The following is a 16,599-nucleotide window of genomic DNA, read 5'->3' as shown; positions in this document are numbered from 1 at the left end:
GATGATGCGCCGTTTTCAATGTTATATCGACGGGCGTTTCGAGGATGGTGAGGGGCACTTTTCCAGCCTCGATCCCGCAACCGGCCAGCCCTGGGCCGAAATGCCGGAAAGCCGCGAGGCGGATATCGGTCGGGCGGTCGCGGCCGCGCACCGGGCGCTTTACGAGGATGCCGCCTGGTCGAAACTGACGGCGACGCAGCGCGGCAAGCTGCTTTACCGGCTGGCCGATCTGGTTGCGGAAAATGCGAAGACGCTCGCCGAACTCGAAACCCGTGATACCGGCAAGATCATCCGCGAAACGTCGGCGCAGATCGCCTATGTCGCTGATTATTATCGCTATTATGCGGGCCTCGCGGACAAGATCGAAGGCGCCTACCTGCCCATCGACAAGCCGGACATGGATGTCTGGCTGCGGCGCGAACCGGTCGGCGTTGTCGCAGCAATCGTGCCGTGGAATAGCCAGCTGTTTCTTGCCGCTGTGAAGATCGGTCCGGCGCTGGCCGCCGGCTGTACTATCGTCGTCAAGGCATCGGAAGATGGGCCGGCTCCGCTTCTGGAATTTGCCCGGCTGGTGCATGAGGCTGGTTTTCCCGCCGGTGTCGTCAACGTTGTTACCGGTTTCGGCGCCTCATGCGGCAACGCCCTCACCACGCATCCGAAGGTGGCCCATATCGCCTTCACCGGCGGCCCGGAAACGGCGCGTCATATCGTCCGCAACTCGGCCGAAAACCTTGCTTCAACATCGCTGGAACTCGGCGGCAAATCGCCGATCCTCGTTTTTGCGGATGCCGATCTCGAAAGTGCCGCCAACGCCCAGGTGGCAGGCATCTTCGCGGCAACCGGCCAGAGTTGTGTGGCTGGTTCGCGGTTGATCATCGAAAAAAGCGTCAAGGACCGGTTCCTCCAGATTCTGTCGACAAAGGCCGAGGCGATCCGCATCGGTTCGCCGCTGGATATGGCGACGGAAGTGGGGCCGCTTGCAACGGAGCGCCAGAGGAAACACATCATCTCGCTGGTTTCCGCCTCGGTAGATGCCGGCGCGAAAGTGGTGACGGGCGGCGCGTCTGTGGAGGGTGAAGGCTATTTCTACCGGCCGACCATTCTCGATTGTGACGGTATTCGATCCCCCTCGATGGAGAAGGAGTTTTTCGGCCCTGTTCTTTCGGTCGTTTCCTTCGAAACCGAAGCGGAAGCCATTTCGCTTGCCAATGACACCGTTTATGGCCTTGCGTCCGGCGTCTTCACGCAGAACCTGACAAGGGCGCATCGGCTGATGAAGTCGATCCGCGCGGGCATCGTCTGGGTGAATACCTATCGCGCGGTTTCGCCGATTGCGCCCTTTGGCGGCTTCGGCCTTTCAGGAGATGGGCGTGAGGGTGGGCTTGCGGCAGCGCTCGATTATACGCGCACCAAGACCATATGGCTCAGAACCTCCGACGATCCGATCCCCGATCCTTTCGTGATGCGGTGAGCCGATGTTTTACGAGATCCGCACTTACCGGCTGAAGAACGGCGCCATCCCGACCTATCTCAAGGTCGTGGAAGAGGAGGGTATCGAAATTCAGAAGAGCCATCTCGGCGAACTGGTGGGTTACTTCTTTTCCGAGATCGGGCCGATCAACGAGATCGTCCATATCTGGGCCTTTTCCAGCCTTGACGATCGCGAGGAACGGCGCGCCCGGCTGATGGCCGATCCGCGCTGGTTATCCTTCCTACCGAAAATCCGCGATCTCATCGAGGTCGCGGAAAACAAGATCATGAAGCCGGCACGGTTTTCACCGTTGAAGTGAAAGGCGCCGGCAAAGACGTGCATGCCAACAACAAACTCTAAACGGAGTAAGGGAACATGAGATCGAAACTGGTATTGTCGACATGCGCAGCACTTTTCGCCCTCGGCGCAGCCGCTCAGGCGAATGACCTGGTCTTTTCCAGCTGGGGAGGAACCACGCAGGACGCCCAGAAGGCGGCCTGGGCTGAGAAATTCATGGTGGAGACCGGCATCAACGTGCTGCAGGACGGCCCGACCGACTATGGCAAACTGAAAGCCATGGTCGAGGCCAACGGCGTGACATGGGATGTGGTCGATGTCGAAGGCGACTATGCCGCGCAGGCTGGCCCCAAAGGCCTGCTGGAAAAGCTGGATTTCAGCGTCATCGACAAAACGAAGCTCGACCCTCGCTTCGTGACGGATTATTCTGTCGGCAGCTTCTATTATTCCTTCGTCATCGGCTGCAATGTCGATTCAGTTGCTGCCTGCCCCAAAAGCTGGGCCGATCTCTTCGATACGGCAAAATTTCCGGGCAAACGCACCTTCTACAAGTGGTCTGCACCGGGTGTGATCGAGGCAGCACTTCTGGCCGACGGCGTTACGGCCGACAAGCTTTATCCGCTTGATCTGGACCGCGCCTTCAAGAAACTCGACACGATCAAATCCGATATCATCTGGTGGTCCGGCGGCGCGCAGTCGCAGCAGTTGATTGCGTCGGCGGAAGCACCCTTCGGCAGCGTCTGGAACGGCCGTATGACCGCTCTCGAGCAGAGCGGCGTCAAGGTGGAGACATCCTGGGCGCAGAACATTACCGCGGCGGATTCGCTTGTCGTCCCGAAGGGAACGAAGAACAAGGATGCGGCGATGAAGTTTATCGCCTTGGCGACTTCCGCGCAGGCGCAGGCGGATATGGCGACGGCGACGGGTTATGCCCCTGTTAATATCGAATCTGCCAAGCTGATGGATCCGAAAATCGCCAAGTCCCTGCCGGACCAGCAGACGGCGAGCCAGGTCAATGCCGATATGAACTACTGGGCGCAGCATCGCGATGAAATCGGCGAGCGCTGGTACGCCTGGCAGGCAAAATAAGATAACGGCGCGGGCTGCCATTGGCGCCCGCGCAATTTTCCACGTCCGGGAGGTTTGGACATGGTCTCGCTTACCGATGAAACAGTCAGGACAAGGCCGAAGGCGCGCATGCCGTTCCGGGCCGGCAATTTTGCCGCCACCCTGCCGGCGCTTGGTCTGCTCATCCTGTTTTTTGTCGTTCCTGTCCTCATCCTGCTGTCGCGCAGCGTGACCGAACCCGTATTCGGCCTCGGCAACTATGCCGAACTCCTGGGCAGCTCCACCTATCTGAAGATTTTCTTCAATACCTTCGCGGTGTCGGCGCTGGTGACTGTCGTGTCGCTGGCAATCGGTTTTCCGGTCGCCTGGGCGCTTGCCATCATGCCCTCGCGGCTTGCCTCCGTCGTTTTTGCCATCCTGCTTCTGTCGATGTGGACCAATCTTCTGGCCCGCACCTATGCCTGGATGGTGCTGTTGCAGCGAACAGGCGTGGTGAACAAGACGCTGATGGGCCTTGGCATCATCGACAAGCCGCTGGCACTGGTAAACAATCTCACCGGCGTGACGATCGGCATGACCTATATCATGCTGCCTTTCATCATCATTCCGCTCTATGGCGTCATCCGCAAGATCGATCCGGCCATTCTGCAGGCCGCGTCTCTGTGCGGCGCCACCCGTTGGCAGGCACTGACGCGCGTTCTCATTCCGCTTGCCGCACCGGGCATGATAGCCGGTGCGCTGATGGTCTTCGTCATGTCACTCGGTTATTTCGTCACCCCGGCGCTGCTTGGCGGCACGGCGAACATGATGCTGGCCGAACTCATCGCCCAATTCGTGCAGTCACTGGTCAACTGGGGCATGGGCGGGGCAGCCGCCTTCGTCCTTCTGGTGGTCACGCTCGCTCTTTATGCGGTGCAGCTGAAATTCTTCGGCGCAGCCGGGGCGGGGGGGCGCTGACATGCTTTTGAATTATAACAGTCTCGGCCTCTGGAAATGGCTGCTCCTCCTCATCACCGTGCTGACCTCGGCATTTCTGATCCTCCCGATCGTTTTCATCGCCGCTTTGTCCTTCGGCTCGTCACAATGGCTGATCTTTCCGCCGCCCGGCTGGACGCTGAAATGGTATGCGGATTTCTTCGCTGACCCCAGATGGCTGGAGGCCGCCTGGACCAGCCTGCGCATTGCGCTGATGGTCACGGTACTCTCCGTGCTGATCGGTCTCGTGGCTTCCTTCGGGCTGGTGCGTGGCCGGTTCATCGGGCGCGGAACGCTGCGCGCACTGTTCATGACGCCGATGATCCTGCCCGTCGTGGTCCTTGCGGTGGCGCTTTACGCTTTTTTCCTGAAACTCGGTCTTGCGGGCACCACCACCGGCTTCGTCATCGCCCATCTCGTTGTCGCGCTGCCTTTCTCCATTCTGGCGCTGACCGGCGCGCTCGAGGGTTTCGACAAGTCGATCGAGGATGCGGCTGTGCTGTGCGGCGCGAGCCCGTTGCAGGCGAAAATCCGCATCACGCTTCCCGCCATCAGCCACGGGCTGTTTTCGGCGGCGATCTTTTCCTTCCTCACCTCCTGGGATGAGGTGGTGCTTGCGATCTTCATGGCAAGCCCGACATTGCAGACGCTGCCGGTGAAAGTCTGGGCGACGCTGCGTCAGGATCTGACGCCCGTCATCGCCGCCGCCTCCACGCTTCTCATCGCGGTGACCATCATTCTCATGCTGCTTGTTGCGGCTGTGCGAAAAGGACTGAAAACATGACCAAACCGCTCCTGCAAATTCGCGGAATCCGCAAGCAATACGGACCGGTCGTCGCCGTTCAGGATGTCAATCTCGACGTGCAGCCGGGCGAGTTCATGACCTTCCTCGGTCCTTCCGGTTCGGGCAAGAGCACCACGCTTTATATTCTCGCCGGTTTCGAGCAGCCGACGGCGGGTGACATCCTGCTGAACGGCGAAAGCCTGCTGTCCACGCCGTCGCACAAGCGCAATATCGGCATGGTCTTCCAGCGTTACACCCTGTTTCCGCATCTATCGGTCGGCGAGAATATCGCCTTTCCGCTGAAGGTTCGCCGCATGAGCAAGGCAGACATCGATGCCAAGGTGAAGGAGATGCTGCGGCTCGTTCGCCTCGAAGGTTTCGAGGACAGAAAGCCTGCACAGATGTCCGGTGGCCAGCAGCAGCGCGTGGCGCTGGCGCGTGCGCTTGCTTATGACCCACCGGTGCTTTTGATGGATGAGCCGCTATCGGCGCTCGACAAGAAGCTGCGCGAGGAAATCCAGTTCGAAATCCGCCGCATCCACCAGCAGACGGAGGTGACGATTCTTTACGTTACCCATGATCAGGAAGAAGCCTTGCGTCTTTCTGACCGGATCGCCGTGTTTTCCAAGGGAGTTATCGATCAGATCGGCACGGGCCCCGAGCTTTATGCTCATCCCACTACCCGTTTCGTGGCCGAATTCATCGGTGACAGCGATTTCATCGCCTGCGACCTGCTTACTGCATCCGGCGGCAAGGCGACGGTTTCGCTCGGCCGGGATATCGTCTTTGATCATATTCCCATGCATGGTGAGGCCACGCCGGGCAAGAAAGCGGCGCTGATGCTGCGTCCCGAACGCCTGCAGCTCAGCCGAAACCGGCCGGTTTCCTCCGCCGGTTTTCAGGCCACAGTCAGCGACATCACCTTCCTTGGCAACAACGTCCATGTGGTGGCCCATACCGGTTCGGGCGAGCCGCTTGCCGTGCGGCTGCCCTTCGGCCACGAAGCGATTTCCGGTCTCAACCGAGGCGATCTCGTGCACTTGGCCTTCGACCCGGCGTCAGCCCAGGTTTTCTGTTGAAGGATCGGCTCCATGCACCTGAATGACCCCACACTCCTGGGTGAAAAAGTGCCCGTGGCCGGACGCTGGATCGGTTGCGATGGCCGCGCAACGGCGACGATCCATAATCCCGCGACGGGGGAAATCGTCGGGCGGGTTCCTGAACTTGGCGCAACGGAAACGCAGGCGGCTATCACTGCTGCCGTGATTGCTCAGAAAGCATGGGCGCGCCGCACAGCCGGCGAGCGTGCGACGATCCTGAAGGCGTGGCACCGGCTCGTCATGGAAAACCGGGACGATCTCGGCATGATCCTGACGCTGGAACAGGGAAAACCGCTCGCGGAAGCCAAAGGCGAAATCGCCTATGGCGCAAGCTTCATCGAGTGGTTTGCCGAAGAGGCGCGCCGTATCAATGGCGAGACGGTCCCCGGTCATCAGGCCGACAAGCGCATCCTCGTTCTGCGCCAGCCGGTCGGCGTCGTCGCGGCCATCACGCCGTGGAATTTCCCCAATGCCATGATTACCCGCAAAGTCGGCCCGGCGCTCGCTGCCGGCTGCGCGGTGGTGCTGAAACCCGCACCGCAGACGCCGTTTTCGGCCATCGCCCTCGCCATCCTCGCCGAGCGCGCCGGCCTGCCGCTCGAACTTTTCAGCATCGTGACGGGTCCTGCCGCAGAAATCGGCGGCGTGCTGACCGCAAGCCCGGATATTCGTCTTCTCACCTTCACCGGATCGACACGCACGGGAGAACATCTTTACCGGCAATGTGCGCCGACGATCAAGAAACTCGGACTGGAACTCGGCGGCAATGCGCCCTTCATCGTCTTTGATGATGCCGATCTCGACGCGGCTGTCGAAGGGGCGCTGATTGCCAAGTTCCGCAACAATGGCCAGACTTGCGTCTGCGCCAACCGGCTTTATGTGCAGAGCGGTGTTTATGATGCCTTCGCTGAAAAATTCGCACGGGCGGTGTCCGCGCTGAAGGTCGGTAACGGGTTGGAAGAGGGAAGCATTCTGGGCCCGCTCATCGATGGTAACGCCGTTGCCAAGGTGGAAGCGCATATCGCCGATGCACTCTCAAAAGGCGCGCAAATTGCCGCGGGCGGTAGCAGGCATGCGCTCGGCGGCAATTTCTTCGAGCCGACGATCCTGCGCAACGTGACTGCCGATATGCAGGTCGCGCGTGAAGAAACATTCGGTCCGCTCGCCCCGCTTTTCCGTTTCGAAGACGAAGAGGATGTGATCGCGCAGGCCAACAATACCGATTTCGGTCTTGCTTCCTATTTTTATGCGCGTGATCTCTCCCGCGTTTTCAGGGTCGCCGAGGCGCTCGAATATGGCATGGTCGGCGTCAATACGGGGGCTATCTCCACCGCCGAGGCCCCCTTTGGCGGCGTCAAGATGTCAGGTCTGGGGCGCGAGGGTTCCCGCCACGGCATCGAGGAATATACCGAACTCAAATATGTCTGCATCGGCAACATTCTGTAGATAACGGTCAGGTTAGTCTGGCCATGCTGTTTGTGGATGTCGAGATGATCGTCAGGACACCGGAAGAAGTCCTCATCGCAAGGTCATGGCGCCAACCGCACAGTGATCGTGGCCTCGGAAGACGACAATTGCTGCTCAACCATTTTGGCTTGCGCTGAATCAAGACCACCGATGGTGAGGCTGCCGCCCATGATTGGTTCTCTCACCACCGGCTCGAAGACCACTTCGCCATCAACGAGTAACTGGGTCTTTTGCCCGAGTGCTGCGCGCGTGAAGGTCTCGAACGCCCTTGCACTTTCCGGTGTCAACGCAATTTCCACCGCAGGCCCGGAAGCGGGATCGACCGAGGTTTTCACCTTTGCGACCTTGAGCGAAATCGGTGCAATGTCTCCGGCGTTGTCAGTGGCGGTTTTGCCGCCATCGGTCTCGCTGGGAGAAGGAGGCGTAGCGGCATCGGTCTTCGGGCGGTACTGATCCAGATCGATCGAGGTTTGCACATTGTTTTTGGGCAGCGCTTCAACGAGTTGGCCAGACAGGCTCTTGGCATTCCACGCATTCGGCGCAGGCAGGATCGGTGGCTGATCCTCTTGCCAGACATGCACAGCCATTGTGAGCTTCATGCCGCCGACACTTGCAACCGTATTTTCCAGAACTTCGAGTGTCGAACCGTCGCGAGTTGAATTCACATAGGTCACGGTCCGTGACTTCGCAGCACTTCTGACCTGCGCCAACTGGGTTTCGGTCAGTTGTTTCGCCCGGTCTCCGAAACTTGCGATCATGCCATCGATCGAGGATTGCTGCGATTGCAGCAGAGCGACCGGATCGTAGCTTGTCTTTGCGCTGAACGTGGCTGTTTGCCGGGCTTTGTCGGCGGCGTCGAGTTTCCAGACGGTTCTTGTCGGGACGAGCACACCTTTCAGTTCTTCATTGCCTTCAACCGTCCATTCCCGTCCGATATCGGTGGTGAAAGCCTCGGAAGACTGCCCAAGTGCAAGGATCATGCTTTCGGGCGCAAGAACGTCGATAATTGTGAGTGGGTTGCTTTTGACCGTCTGGAGCATGCGGGAGGCTGTGTTGTCAGGCGCGGAGGTGGACAGGAGCCTTTCCATATTGGCAACGATCTCATCCGCGCCGACCAGCGCCGTCGGAGTACCGCTTGGATCGGTCTCGAATTCCAATTGCTGAACGCCGTAGGCGGCGAGTGAATTGCGAAACATGGCGTTCATCGGATAGGAATCCGCTGCGTCCGCCGCATCCGGTGGGATATCGGCGGAAAGCCTCCATTGCACCCGCATGCCATCCTCGTCCCGCGATAGCACGGTTGACGATTGGCGGAAGTCACCCCGCATGACAACGGACGATGCTTCCGGCTTGTCGAACCAAAGCGACATGTCGGTCTCGGTGGTCTTCTGGACGCGATAGTGAAGCTCAGTCCCGACGGCAGGCGCATAAGGCGGAACGGTCACGCTCTCCGCCGCCTGCGCGGGGCCGACTGCTATCGTTGCCTGGAATATCAGCGCGGCAGCGAGAAATAGGGGAGGGACCAGACCGATAGTGCGGCGCGTTGCGTTCGTGCGAATTTGCATGCCCTCCGGTTGCGGCTTTTCCAACACGTTGCATGCCGATTTCGTACTGTCTACCTCAAGTCCGACACCACTCGGCTTCTGCGGGCAGTGATTTTTAATCATTGAATTCCGTCCTGCGTCGCGATCCATCTAATTGAGACGTTGATTGCTCCCGGCATCGAACAAATGGATCGACGCCAGATCGGGCTGAACCTGAATGGTCGCGCCCGGCTGTGCCTGCACACGCTCGCGAAAGACACCGATGACCTGATGATGGCCGAGCATCATCGTGACCTGCGTTTCCGACCCCATTGGCTCCACCAGCAAAACGGTTGCGGTGAGGCCATGGTCGACCAGTTCGAAATGTTCCGGGCGGATGCCGTATATCGCATCGCCCGAGACCGGGCCGGGCGGGAGGGGCAGGACAACGCCGTCAGCCTCGAAGCCATCGGCGGTCAGTTGCCCCTTGATGAAATTCATCGCCGGCGAACCGATGAAGCCGGCGACGAAGGGGTTGGCCGGCCGGTCATAAAGCTCGAGCGGCACCCCGCATTGCTCCACCCGCCCGGCATTCATCACCACGATCTTGTCGGCCATGGTCATGGCTTCCACTTGGTCATGCGTGACATAAACGGTGGTGACGCCGAGGCGCTGGTGCAGCCCCTTGATTTCACCGCGCATCACCACGCGCAGCTTGGCATCGAGATTGCTGAGCGGTTCGTCGAATAGAAAAACCTGCGGATTGCGAACGATTGCGCGGCCCATGGCGACACGCTGCCGCTGACCGCCGGAAAGCTGGCGGGGGAACCGTTCGAGCAATGGCGTCAGCCCCAATATGTCAGCTGCCCATTTCACCCGCTCGGCGACCTCCGCCTTGCTGCCGCCGCGATGCTCAAGCGAGAAGGCCATGTTTCGGGCGACTGTCATATGCGGATAAAGTGCGTAGTTCTGAAAGACCATGGCGATGTCGCGGTCTTTCGGTTCGATCTCGTTGACGACACGGCTGCTGATCGAGATATCGCCGCTGGTCACAGTTTCAAGGCCTGCGATCATCCGCAGCAAAGTGGATTTGCCGCAGCCCGAAGGGCCGACGAGGACAACGAATTCGCCATCGGCAATATCGATATCGACACCATGGATGGTGGCGAATGCGCCATAGCTTTTCTTGACGGATTTAAGGGTAACGGGTGCCATGGGTCAGCCTTTCGATTAGCCTTTGAGCCCGGTATGGGCGAGGCCTTCGACGAATTGTTTCTGCGCAACGATGAAGACGATGAGGACAGGAATGGCGGTCATCGTTGCAGCGGCGAGCTGGATGTTCCACATCGGCCCGCCATAGGCGTCGGTAAATTGGGTCAGCGCCTGGGGCAGGGTGAATTTGTCGGGGCTGGAGAGAAAGACGATGGGTTCAAGATAAAGGTTCCAACTGCCGAGAAATGTGAAGATCGCAACGGCGGCCAGCGCCGGACGGGCAAGCGGCAGGGCGATGGTCCAGAATATCTTGAACCGGCCGAGGCCATCGACCCGCGCGGCTTCCTCCAGTTCCACGGGTAAGGAGATGAAGAACTGGCGCATGATGAAGGTGGCGAAGACTGCCGGCGCGCCGAATATCGGCACCAGGATCAGCGGCCAGTGTGTGTTGATCATGCCCCATTTCAGAAACATCCGGAACAGCGGAACCAGCGTCACTTCGGATGGGATGAGCAACCCCACCAGCACCACCATGAAGATGGCGTTGGCGAAGGGGAACCTGATGCGCGCAAAGGCATATCCGGCCATCGAAGCCACTGCCATGGTGCCGATGGTGACGATTGCGGCAATATAGGCAGAGTTCCAGTATTGCAGCGCGAAGGGCTGTATTCTGAAAACGTCGGAATAGGAGGAAAAATCAAAGGCGCGCGGCCAGATGTCAGGCGGAAAGGCAAATATCTGGCTGACGGGTTTGACCGACGATGTCACCATCCACCAGGTCGGAAAGACGAAGGGGACAAGCAGCACGCAGAGTATGAAATAGATCAGCGCCTGCGCGCGTGGGCTGAGTTCAGTTTTCATAGAATACGAACTTTCTGCGCAGGTGCCATTGGATGAACGTGAGAGCGCCGACAATGACCAGCAGGATGATGGAGAGTGTCGAGCCGTAACCGAAGAGGTAGAACTGGAAGGCCTGCTGATAGAGGTAATAAACGAGAACCGTCGTGGAAAAACCCGGTCCGCCCTGGGTGAGGATCATGATCTGCGCAAAGACCTGCAACGCGCCGACGATGGTGACGATGGATGCGAGCAGGATCGTCGGGCTGATCATCGGCAGGGTAATGCGATAGAATTGCTTGAAGCGCGGCACACCATCGACGCGCGCGGCTTCGAACAGTTCTCGCGGCACGCCCTGAAGTGCTGCGAGAAACAGGATCATGTTGAGACCGAGATTCTTGAGCGCCTGCACGACGATGACCGAGATCATCGCGGTTGTTGGGTGGCGCAGCCAGTTGGGGCCCTCGACGCCGATCATTTGCAGGAGGCCGTTGATGCCGCCATTGTTCTGCAGCAGGAAACTCCAGACGATTGTCCAGGCGACCAGCGACACAACGACAGGGGAAAAGAACAGTGTGCGGAACACGGTCATGAAGGCCAGCTTCTGGTTCAGGAGCAACGCGAGCCCCAGCGCCAGGCTCATATTGAGCAGCGCAAGCCCGGCGGAGAACACAGCGGTCACGCCCAGCACTTCGCCTATGGCCGGGTCGCCGAGCAGCTTCTGGTAGTTGGCGACGGCGGTGAACCGGAACGACCCCGCCAGTACGTTCCACTCATGCAGTGAATACCAGAAGACCAGCACCAGCGGCACGAGCACGAAGACAACGATACCGATGAGTTGCGGCGCTATGAACAGATAACCGGTGGCGGCGTCACGGCGCGCCATGGTCCAGAAGCCGCGTCGGGCCTGTGTCTGCGCCGTTTGGAGGGCAAGCGTCATGGCTTTTCTTCCTTCTGCTTCTCGCATCCACGGAAAATCGGATGACTACCAGCGTCAATTGGCCGCCAGCAACGGGTCAAGACGGCTGCAAAGCGCTTGTAGGACAGCCGTGACGTCGGCATCGGGGCGCCAGAGACCGTCAAGGCCGGCGCGAACAGTCTGTTGCAGCCGGGCAAAATTGAGAACCTGCTGCGTCGACTGGCCCGTGGCGACGCCGCGAATGACCACGGCCTCTATCTGTTCGCGCGACAGCAATGGGTTGGCGGCCGCGAGGACATCGGCGGTGAGCAGGCTCTGCCGTGCCGGCGGGAAAAACCGCGCGAGCTTGGCCACATTAGGCTTTGAGGAGAAAAACGCCAGGAATTCCGCCGCGAGCTTCGGGTTTTTGCCGCTGGCCATGACGCCAATGCCTGCCCGGCCCGTAACGGCATAGTCACCTGCAGGTCCTTTAGGTAACGGCACGAGATCCCAGTCGAAGGCCTTGTCGCCTTTCGGCAGCAGCGCCGCGCGGCTGATCTGGGTGGTCGTCATCGCCGCATCCCCGGCAAAAAAGTCGGCAGAAACACCGGGGCCCGGCATGGCTTTTTTCACAAAGATCGCATCGTGGATGAAGCGCATCGCATCAACCATCTCCGGGCTGGCAAAAGCGCAGGACTTGGTATCCTTCGACCAGGGATAGGCATTCCAGCCGGTATAGACTTCGGCAAGGTTTTCCCAGGCCTTGTATTCGAAATCACGAATGATCAATCCCTGTTTGCCGGTGGCCGCAACTTTCGCGGCTGTCGCAATGGCATTGTCCCAGTTCCATTCGCCGGCAGCGATCATCTCGGCTGGCGTCTTTGCGCCTGCCGCCCGGATCATGTCGTTGTTGACGAAGACGCCGAAGGGTGATGTCGAGAAGGGATAGAGATATTGTGTTCCTTCATACGACCAGGCGGTGAGTGTTGCCGGGGGAAAGTCGTCCATGTCGTAACCTTGCGTATTGGCAAAGGTTTCGGTAAGGGGATAAAGCGCCCCGGCCGCCATGAAGTCAGGCGCGGTGGTGTCGAACAGCCAGGCCAGATCGGGAGGGTTGCCGCCGGCAATCTGGGTCGTCAGGGTGGTGGCATAGCCTTCATAGGCAAGCGAATCGTAGGTGATCTTGACGCCGGGATGGCTGGCCTCGAACTCATCGGCGATCTCGTTGAAGAGGGCGAGATGGGCTTCGTTAGCGCTCCAGATGGCCATTCGCAATTCCTGCGACAAAGCTGGCGAAACCAGCCCGGATGTGACCAGAAAACCGGTCAATGCAATTTTGACTATACTCCTGCGCATGAATAATCCTCCCAGATTATACGTTTTGGCTAGTAGCCGCGAATATCAGGCCAATGGCGCTCCACCCCTTGGCGTTCGATGTGGGTGTGAAACTCCGCCAGCCGCTTTTCATCGGCATGCACGCCATGCGGGGTCTCGCCCCTGTCAAGGCAATAGGCGGCCAGCATGCCGGCCACTTCGCCGATGTTCCATTCGACCGGATGCAGCCTGTAACAACCATTGGTGATATGCGTCGTGCCGATATTCTTGGATGCCGCCAGCAGGTTCGTTTTGTGGCGGGGAATAAGAGCACCGAGTGGGATTTCGAAAGGGCAGGCGCCGACATCGATATAGTTATCGCCGCCCGTCGAGGGGTGCAGGTCGATGCGGTACATACCGATACCGATACTGTCGGGGTAATGCACCGCGCCGCGATCGCCGCGCACGGCAAGCGACAGATCCTGTTCGACCACTGTGGTCAGAGCACGAATGCGACGGCTTTCACGGATATAGGGCGCCATGGCCAGACCATGCTCCGTGCCGGTAATGTCGCCGCGCAGGCGCAGGCCCGGAAAACCCTGACCACCATCCGGGCGAGGCGCTTCGGTCTGCATCCAGTAGAACATGGAATAGGAGAGGCTTGCCGCATCGGCCAGCCGCTCGGCATATTGTTCGGGGGTAACGTCGATGATCGGCGCCTCGAAATAATCGATCATTGGCCAGTTCACGAGGCAGATATCGCTGGCATAGGCGCCGGGCCGAAATGTATGGCGGGCGGCAATGCGGCGGAATATCCACAGGCTCATATCGCCGGCGCTGTGGCGCTGGTCGGCAACGTCGCGTGTTGCGTTGTCGACCGGGTTGGGATCGAAAAAGCGGCGGCTGCGCTCCAGTGTCCGCGGATTGGGCGAGTCCCAGCTCAATAGCGGGCCGCCCCAGAATTCGGGGGCAACCTGACGCCAGTGGTCATACCGGGCGGGTTTGTCGATGACATGATTGCCGTCAACCTGATCGACGGCGAAGCAGATCGAGACGGCCTGCTGATTATGCGGTTGCGCCTCCGCCGGCGCGCTCGGCTCGCCGGTTTCGGATTGGGATTCGAAACCAGTGACATAGTCGGTTGCGGTCAGCGGCAGCAGATCGCCCAGTTCGGTAGCGTCGATGATATAGCGGGCCGAGCAGGAAACGAGATCACCGGTATTGCAATGGCGCAGCGTCACGGCCTGCACGGTATCACCGTCGACCTCTGCTGATATCGGCTCATAGGGCTTGAGGATGGTCAGCTTGCCGCCCGCTGCGTAAGGCGCAAGCATTGCCTCCATCACCGCCAGCGAAACGCGTGGTTCATGGCACAGGCGAGATACGTTGCCGTCTCCTGGGTTGAGCGTCAGATCGGCGCGGGCGGTGTCGGTGAGCGGATAGTGGTCGCGGTAATATTGCCGCACACCCGTGCGCAGGGCGCGATAGCTGGCGGTGATCCCGAACTGTTCAACCCAGCTGTGCTCGTCGGGCGGTACGGCCTGACTGGTCAGCTGGCCGCCAATCCATTCGAATGCTTCGGTCAGGATAACGCTGCGGCCGTTGCGCAGGGCCCCAAGCGCCGCCGCCACGCCGCCAAGTCCGCCGCCAACCACAAGAATATCTGCATTGTATTCTCTCACGTCAGGTTCTCTTTCCTTAAGTTGGGCCTTGAGTTGGGGAAGCAAGCGTTTCGCCCGCCACGATGTCGCAGCCCAGCAATATCTGCTTTACGGGGCCGGGGGGGCTGGTGAGGGTTTCGACCAGCATGGAAGTTGCCTGCCTGCCCATTTCTTCGCGGGGGATGGCATAGGAGGTGAAGACGCGTTGCAAACGGAGCGTATGCGTACGTGTGCCGCTGCCCAGCACCACGATGGAGAGATCGCCTGGGACGCTCACCCCCTGCGCGCGGGCATGATTGTCGAAGACCACCGCTTCGGCCACTTCGGCAAAAAAAACGACGCTTGCGCCGCTGGCGCGAACGGCGGCCAGTTGCTCGGCCGGATCGCCATTTTCGCTTTCATGGGAATAGACCAGTTCTGCCGCACCTTCGATCGCGGCCAGAAAACCACGCCAGCGATCGCTGATGGATTCCGCCGGACCCGTTGCGCCGATAAAGGCGAAGCGCCGATGGCCGGCGGCAAGTGCTTCTCGGACAAGTGCATGCGTGGCCGTGACGTAGTCCGCGCCCACATAGCGCACGGGCCCGCCGGCATCGTCACGGCGACCGACCGCGACATAGGGATAGTCGCCGGCAACCAGCTGCGCCAGCTCATCGCGATCGAACTGACTGCCCAGAATGAGGCATCCGTCGGCTAGTCGAAGCCGACCTGTTTCCCCGAAGATGCGCTTGCGGCCGTTATCGTCACGCGCCGCAGCCGTCATCAGCAGAAGATCGTAGCTCAACCTCTCCGCTTCCTCCTCTATTCCCATCAGAAATGGCGTGTAGAAATCGGCCTGTGCAATCGGAAAAGCCGGCTGATAGGTGAACACGCCCAGGATGCGATTGGCGCCCTTGACCATGCTGCGCGCTATGGGGTCCGCCACGTAACCGGTGTCGCGAATGGCCTTCAGCACACGCTCCCGCGTTTCAGGCGGAATGCGGCCTTCAGCGGATTTCGCCTCGTTGAGCACGAGTGAAACCGTTGCCTGGCTGACCCCTGCGAAGATCGCAATATCACGTTGCGTCACCCGCCTGACCATCGGAACCTCATTATCTGTTATGCTGCTAATTCGTATTAGCTGCTTATACGTATAAACGACATTGCCGCGACCGTGTCAAGAGGTAGCCGCGGGTGGGATAAATGGATTTTCCTTGCGCGCAGATACTCGTCGAAACTTCAGCTTTCGGTGTGAAGCTTTGCTTTGCGCTTGGGGTGCTCTAAGTTTGGCTGACGATCAATTCCAGGACGCGAAGCCGCAGTTCATGAGGTCCCTATGTCAGTAATCATGAAGACTGAGCGATTGCATCTGCGCCAAGTCGAAGGCGCTGACTTCGTTTCACTGGGCAGAATTTACGCCGATCAGGAGTGCATGCGGTTCTATCCGGGAACCAAATCACCATCAGAAATCAGCGCATGGTTTCAGAAGCTTGCGTTCGACAGCTACGAACGGCATGGATTTGGTCTCTGGGCAGTCGTGGACGTGGTTTCGGGGGAGGTCATCGGTGATTGCGGGATTACTCTGCAAGAGACGCCAGCCGGCATTGAGCCCGAAATCGGCTATCACCTATGGCGCGAATACTGGGGAATGGGCTTGGCAACCGAAGCGGCAATCGCCTGCCGCGACTATGCTTTTCACGCTCTTGGTCTGCGTCGAGTGGTAAGCATTACCAGCCCTGAAAACATACCCTCACAAAAGGTCGCAGAACGGGTTCATGACAGGCTGGAAATTTATCAAAAGCAGGGTGGAGAAAGCGGAAGCATAGTCAATCGTCACCTGTATATCAGCGAAAATCGGTGACAGTTTCTCAGAGGTCGTCCTGTTCACCACCAGAGGCTTGGCGCAACCGTCCCGCGCGTGTCGCGGATAACGGTTGCTGATATCTGTCTCGTCGGTTTCCAGCGCGCTCAGGGAGGCGTTGGGTCGCTCGCGCAAATGTTGTGCGCTCGCTG

15 protein-coding genes are annotated in these 16,599 nt (G+C 59.5%); 8 read left to right on the top strand and 7 right to left on the bottom strand.

Features of this window, described 5'->3' with window-relative positions; genetic code table 11:
* The first annotated feature begins 4 nt into the window (after nt 1–4).
* From O8B93_RS06160 to O8B93_RS06130, 7 genes are read left to right on the top strand one after another with little or no spacing between them, the layout of a single operon-like run.
* Nucleotides 5–1,471, top strand: a complete 1,467-nt coding sequence (locus O8B93_RS06160) for an aldehyde dehydrogenase (protein ID WP_269708957.1) — start codon at nt 5–7, stop codon at nt 1,469–1,471.
* Nucleotides 1,472–1,475: 4 nt separating this feature from the next.
* Nucleotides 1,476–1,790, top strand: coding sequence for an NIPSNAP family protein (locus tag O8B93_RS06155; protein ID WP_269340136.1), 315 nt, complete (start codon nt 1,476–1,478; stop codon nt 1,788–1,790).
* Nucleotides 1,791–1,846: 56 nt separating this feature from the next.
* The gene (locus tag O8B93_RS06150; RefSeq protein ID WP_269708956.1) at nt 1,847–2,857 is read left to right on the top strand and encodes an ABC transporter substrate-binding protein; all 1,011 of its coding nucleotides are present in this window, start codon (nt 1,847–1,849) and stop codon (nt 2,855–2,857) included.
* Between the two features lie 60 nt (nt 2,858–2,917).
* The gene (locus O8B93_RS06145) at nt 2,918–3,793 is read left to right on the top strand and encodes an ABC transporter permease (RefSeq protein ID WP_269708955.1); all 876 of its coding nucleotides are present in this window, start codon (nt 2,918–2,920) and stop codon (nt 3,791–3,793) included.
* 1 nt (nt 3,794) lies between these two features.
* A complete protein-coding gene (locus O8B93_RS06140; RefSeq protein ID WP_269708954.1) occupies nt 3,795–4,595 on the top strand; it encodes an ABC transporter permease in 801 nt (266 codons plus the stop codon).
* A complete protein-coding gene (locus O8B93_RS06135; protein WP_269708952.1) occupies nt 4,592–5,674 on the top strand; it encodes an ABC transporter ATP-binding protein in 1,083 nt (360 codons plus the stop codon). The genes O8B93_RS06140 and O8B93_RS06135 overlap by 4 nt, the downstream gene beginning before the upstream one ends.
* 12 nt (nt 5,675–5,686) lie before the next feature.
* The gene (locus O8B93_RS06130; RefSeq protein WP_269708951.1) at nt 5,687–7,141 is read left to right on the top strand and encodes an NAD-dependent succinate-semialdehyde dehydrogenase; all 1,455 of its coding nucleotides are present in this window, start codon (nt 5,687–5,689) and stop codon (nt 7,139–7,141) included.
* Nucleotides 7,142–7,224: 83 nt separating this feature from the next.
* Here O8B93_RS06130 and O8B93_RS06125 read toward each other — a convergent pair whose 3' ends face one another.
* The 7 genes from O8B93_RS06125 to O8B93_RS06095 all read right to left on the bottom strand — a co-directional run bounded on the left by O8B93_RS06125 (nt 7,225) and on the right by O8B93_RS06095 (nt 15,688).
* Complete coding sequence (locus O8B93_RS06125) at nt 7,225–8,727, bottom strand: SecDF P1 head subdomain-containing protein (RefSeq protein ID WP_269708950.1); 1,503 nt, start codon at nt 8,725–8,727, stop codon at nt 7,225–7,227.
* 129 nt (nt 8,728–8,856) lie between these two features.
* On the bottom strand, nt 8,857–9,900 hold the full coding sequence (locus O8B93_RS06120; protein WP_269708948.1) for an ABC transporter ATP-binding protein: 1,044 nt from the start codon (nt 9,898–9,900) through the stop codon (nt 8,857–8,859).
* Nucleotides 9,901–9,915: 15 nt separating this feature from the next.
* Nucleotides 9,916–10,758 carry a carbohydrate ABC transporter permease gene (locus tag O8B93_RS06115; protein WP_174037103.1) on the bottom strand — a complete coding sequence of 281 codons (843 nt, stop codon included), beginning with the start codon at nt 10,756–10,758 and terminating at the stop codon, nt 9,916–9,918.
* Nucleotides 10,748–11,674: a carbohydrate ABC transporter permease gene (locus O8B93_RS06110; RefSeq protein ID WP_269708947.1), complete on the bottom strand. Its 927-nt coding sequence runs from the start codon at nt 11,672–11,674 to the stop codon at nt 10,748–10,750. The genes O8B93_RS06115 and O8B93_RS06110 overlap by 11 nt, the downstream gene beginning before the upstream one ends.
* 54 nt (nt 11,675–11,728) lie before the next feature.
* Nucleotides 11,729–12,988 carry an ABC transporter substrate-binding protein gene (locus tag O8B93_RS06105; protein ID WP_269708946.1) on the bottom strand — a complete coding sequence of 420 codons (1,260 nt, stop codon included), beginning with the start codon at nt 12,986–12,988 and terminating at the stop codon, nt 11,729–11,731.
* Between the two features lie 29 nt (nt 12,989–13,017).
* Nucleotides 13,018–14,628, bottom strand: a complete 1,611-nt coding sequence (locus O8B93_RS06100; protein ID WP_269708945.1) for an FAD-dependent oxidoreductase — start codon at nt 14,626–14,628, stop codon at nt 13,018–13,020.
* Nucleotides 14,629–14,644: 16 nt separating this feature from the next.
* A complete protein-coding gene (locus tag O8B93_RS06095; RefSeq protein ID WP_269708944.1) occupies nt 14,645–15,688 on the bottom strand; it encodes a LacI family DNA-binding transcriptional regulator in 1,044 nt (347 codons plus the stop codon).
* Between the two features lie 234 nt (nt 15,689–15,922).
* Between O8B93_RS06095 and O8B93_RS06090 the strand changes: the two genes are divergently transcribed.
* Nucleotides 15,923–16,447, top strand: coding sequence for a GNAT family N-acetyltransferase (locus tag O8B93_RS06090; protein ID WP_269708942.1), 525 nt, complete (start codon nt 15,923–15,925; stop codon nt 16,445–16,447).
* The last annotated feature ends 152 nt before the right edge of the window (nt 16,448–16,599 follow it).

The organism is Martinezella rhizogenes, from assembly GCF_027460065.1.
In the GTDB taxonomy this organism is placed as follows: domain Bacteria; phylum Pseudomonadota; class Alphaproteobacteria; order Rhizobiales; family Rhizobiaceae; genus Agrobacterium; species Agrobacterium rhizogenes_C.
Note: the sequence above shows the minus strand (reverse complement) of the source record. Positions and strands in the feature narration are given on the sequence as shown.

What these genes read in the sequence shown, in the direction of transcription:
- O8B93_RS06160 (WP_269708957.1), top strand. Translation starts at nt 5, where the DNA reads ATGCGCCGTTTTCAATGTTATATCGACGGGCGTTTCGAGGATGGTGAG.
- O8B93_RS06155 (WP_269340136.1), top strand. Translation starts at nt 1,476, where the DNA reads ATGTTTTACGAGATCCGCACTTACCGGCTGAAGAACGGCGCCATCCCG.
- O8B93_RS06150 (WP_269708956.1), top strand. Translation starts at nt 1,847, where the DNA reads ATGAGATCGAAACTGGTATTGTCGACATGCGCAGCACTTTTCGCCCTC.
- O8B93_RS06145 (WP_269708955.1), top strand. Translation starts at nt 2,918, where the DNA reads ATGGTCTCGCTTACCGATGAAACAGTCAGGACAAGGCCGAAGGCGCGC.
- O8B93_RS06140 (WP_269708954.1), top strand. Translation starts at nt 3,795, where the DNA reads ATGCTTTTGAATTATAACAGTCTCGGCCTCTGGAAATGGCTGCTCCTC.
- O8B93_RS06135 (WP_269708952.1), top strand. Translation starts at nt 4,592, where the DNA reads ATGACCAAACCGCTCCTGCAAATTCGCGGAATCCGCAAGCAATACGGA.
- O8B93_RS06130 (WP_269708951.1), top strand. Translation starts at nt 5,687, where the DNA reads ATGCACCTGAATGACCCCACACTCCTGGGTGAAAAAGTGCCCGTGGCC.
- O8B93_RS06125 (WP_269708950.1), bottom strand. Translation starts at nt 8,727, where the DNA reads ATGCAAATTCGCACGAACGCAACGCGCCGCACTATCGGTCTGGTCCCT.
- O8B93_RS06120 (WP_269708948.1), bottom strand. Translation starts at nt 9,900, where the DNA reads ATGGCACCCGTTACCCTTAAATCCGTCAAGAAAAGCTATGGCGCATTC.
- O8B93_RS06115 (WP_174037103.1), bottom strand. Translation starts at nt 10,758, where the DNA reads ATGAAAACTGAACTCAGCCCACGCGCGCAGGCGCTGATCTATTTCATA.
- O8B93_RS06110 (WP_269708947.1), bottom strand. Translation starts at nt 11,674, where the DNA reads ATGACGCTTGCCCTCCAAACGGCGCAGACACAGGCCCGACGCGGCTTC.
- O8B93_RS06105 (WP_269708946.1), bottom strand. Translation starts at nt 12,988, where the DNA reads ATGCGCAGGAGTATAGTCAAAATTGCATTGACCGGTTTTCTGGTCACA.
- O8B93_RS06095 (WP_269708944.1), bottom strand. Translation starts at nt 15,688, where the DNA reads ATGGTCAGGCGGGTGACGCAACGTGATATTGCGATCTTCGCAGGGGTC.
- O8B93_RS06090 (WP_269708942.1), top strand. Translation starts at nt 15,923, where the DNA reads ATGTCAGTAATCATGAAGACTGAGCGATTGCATCTGCGCCAAGTCGAA.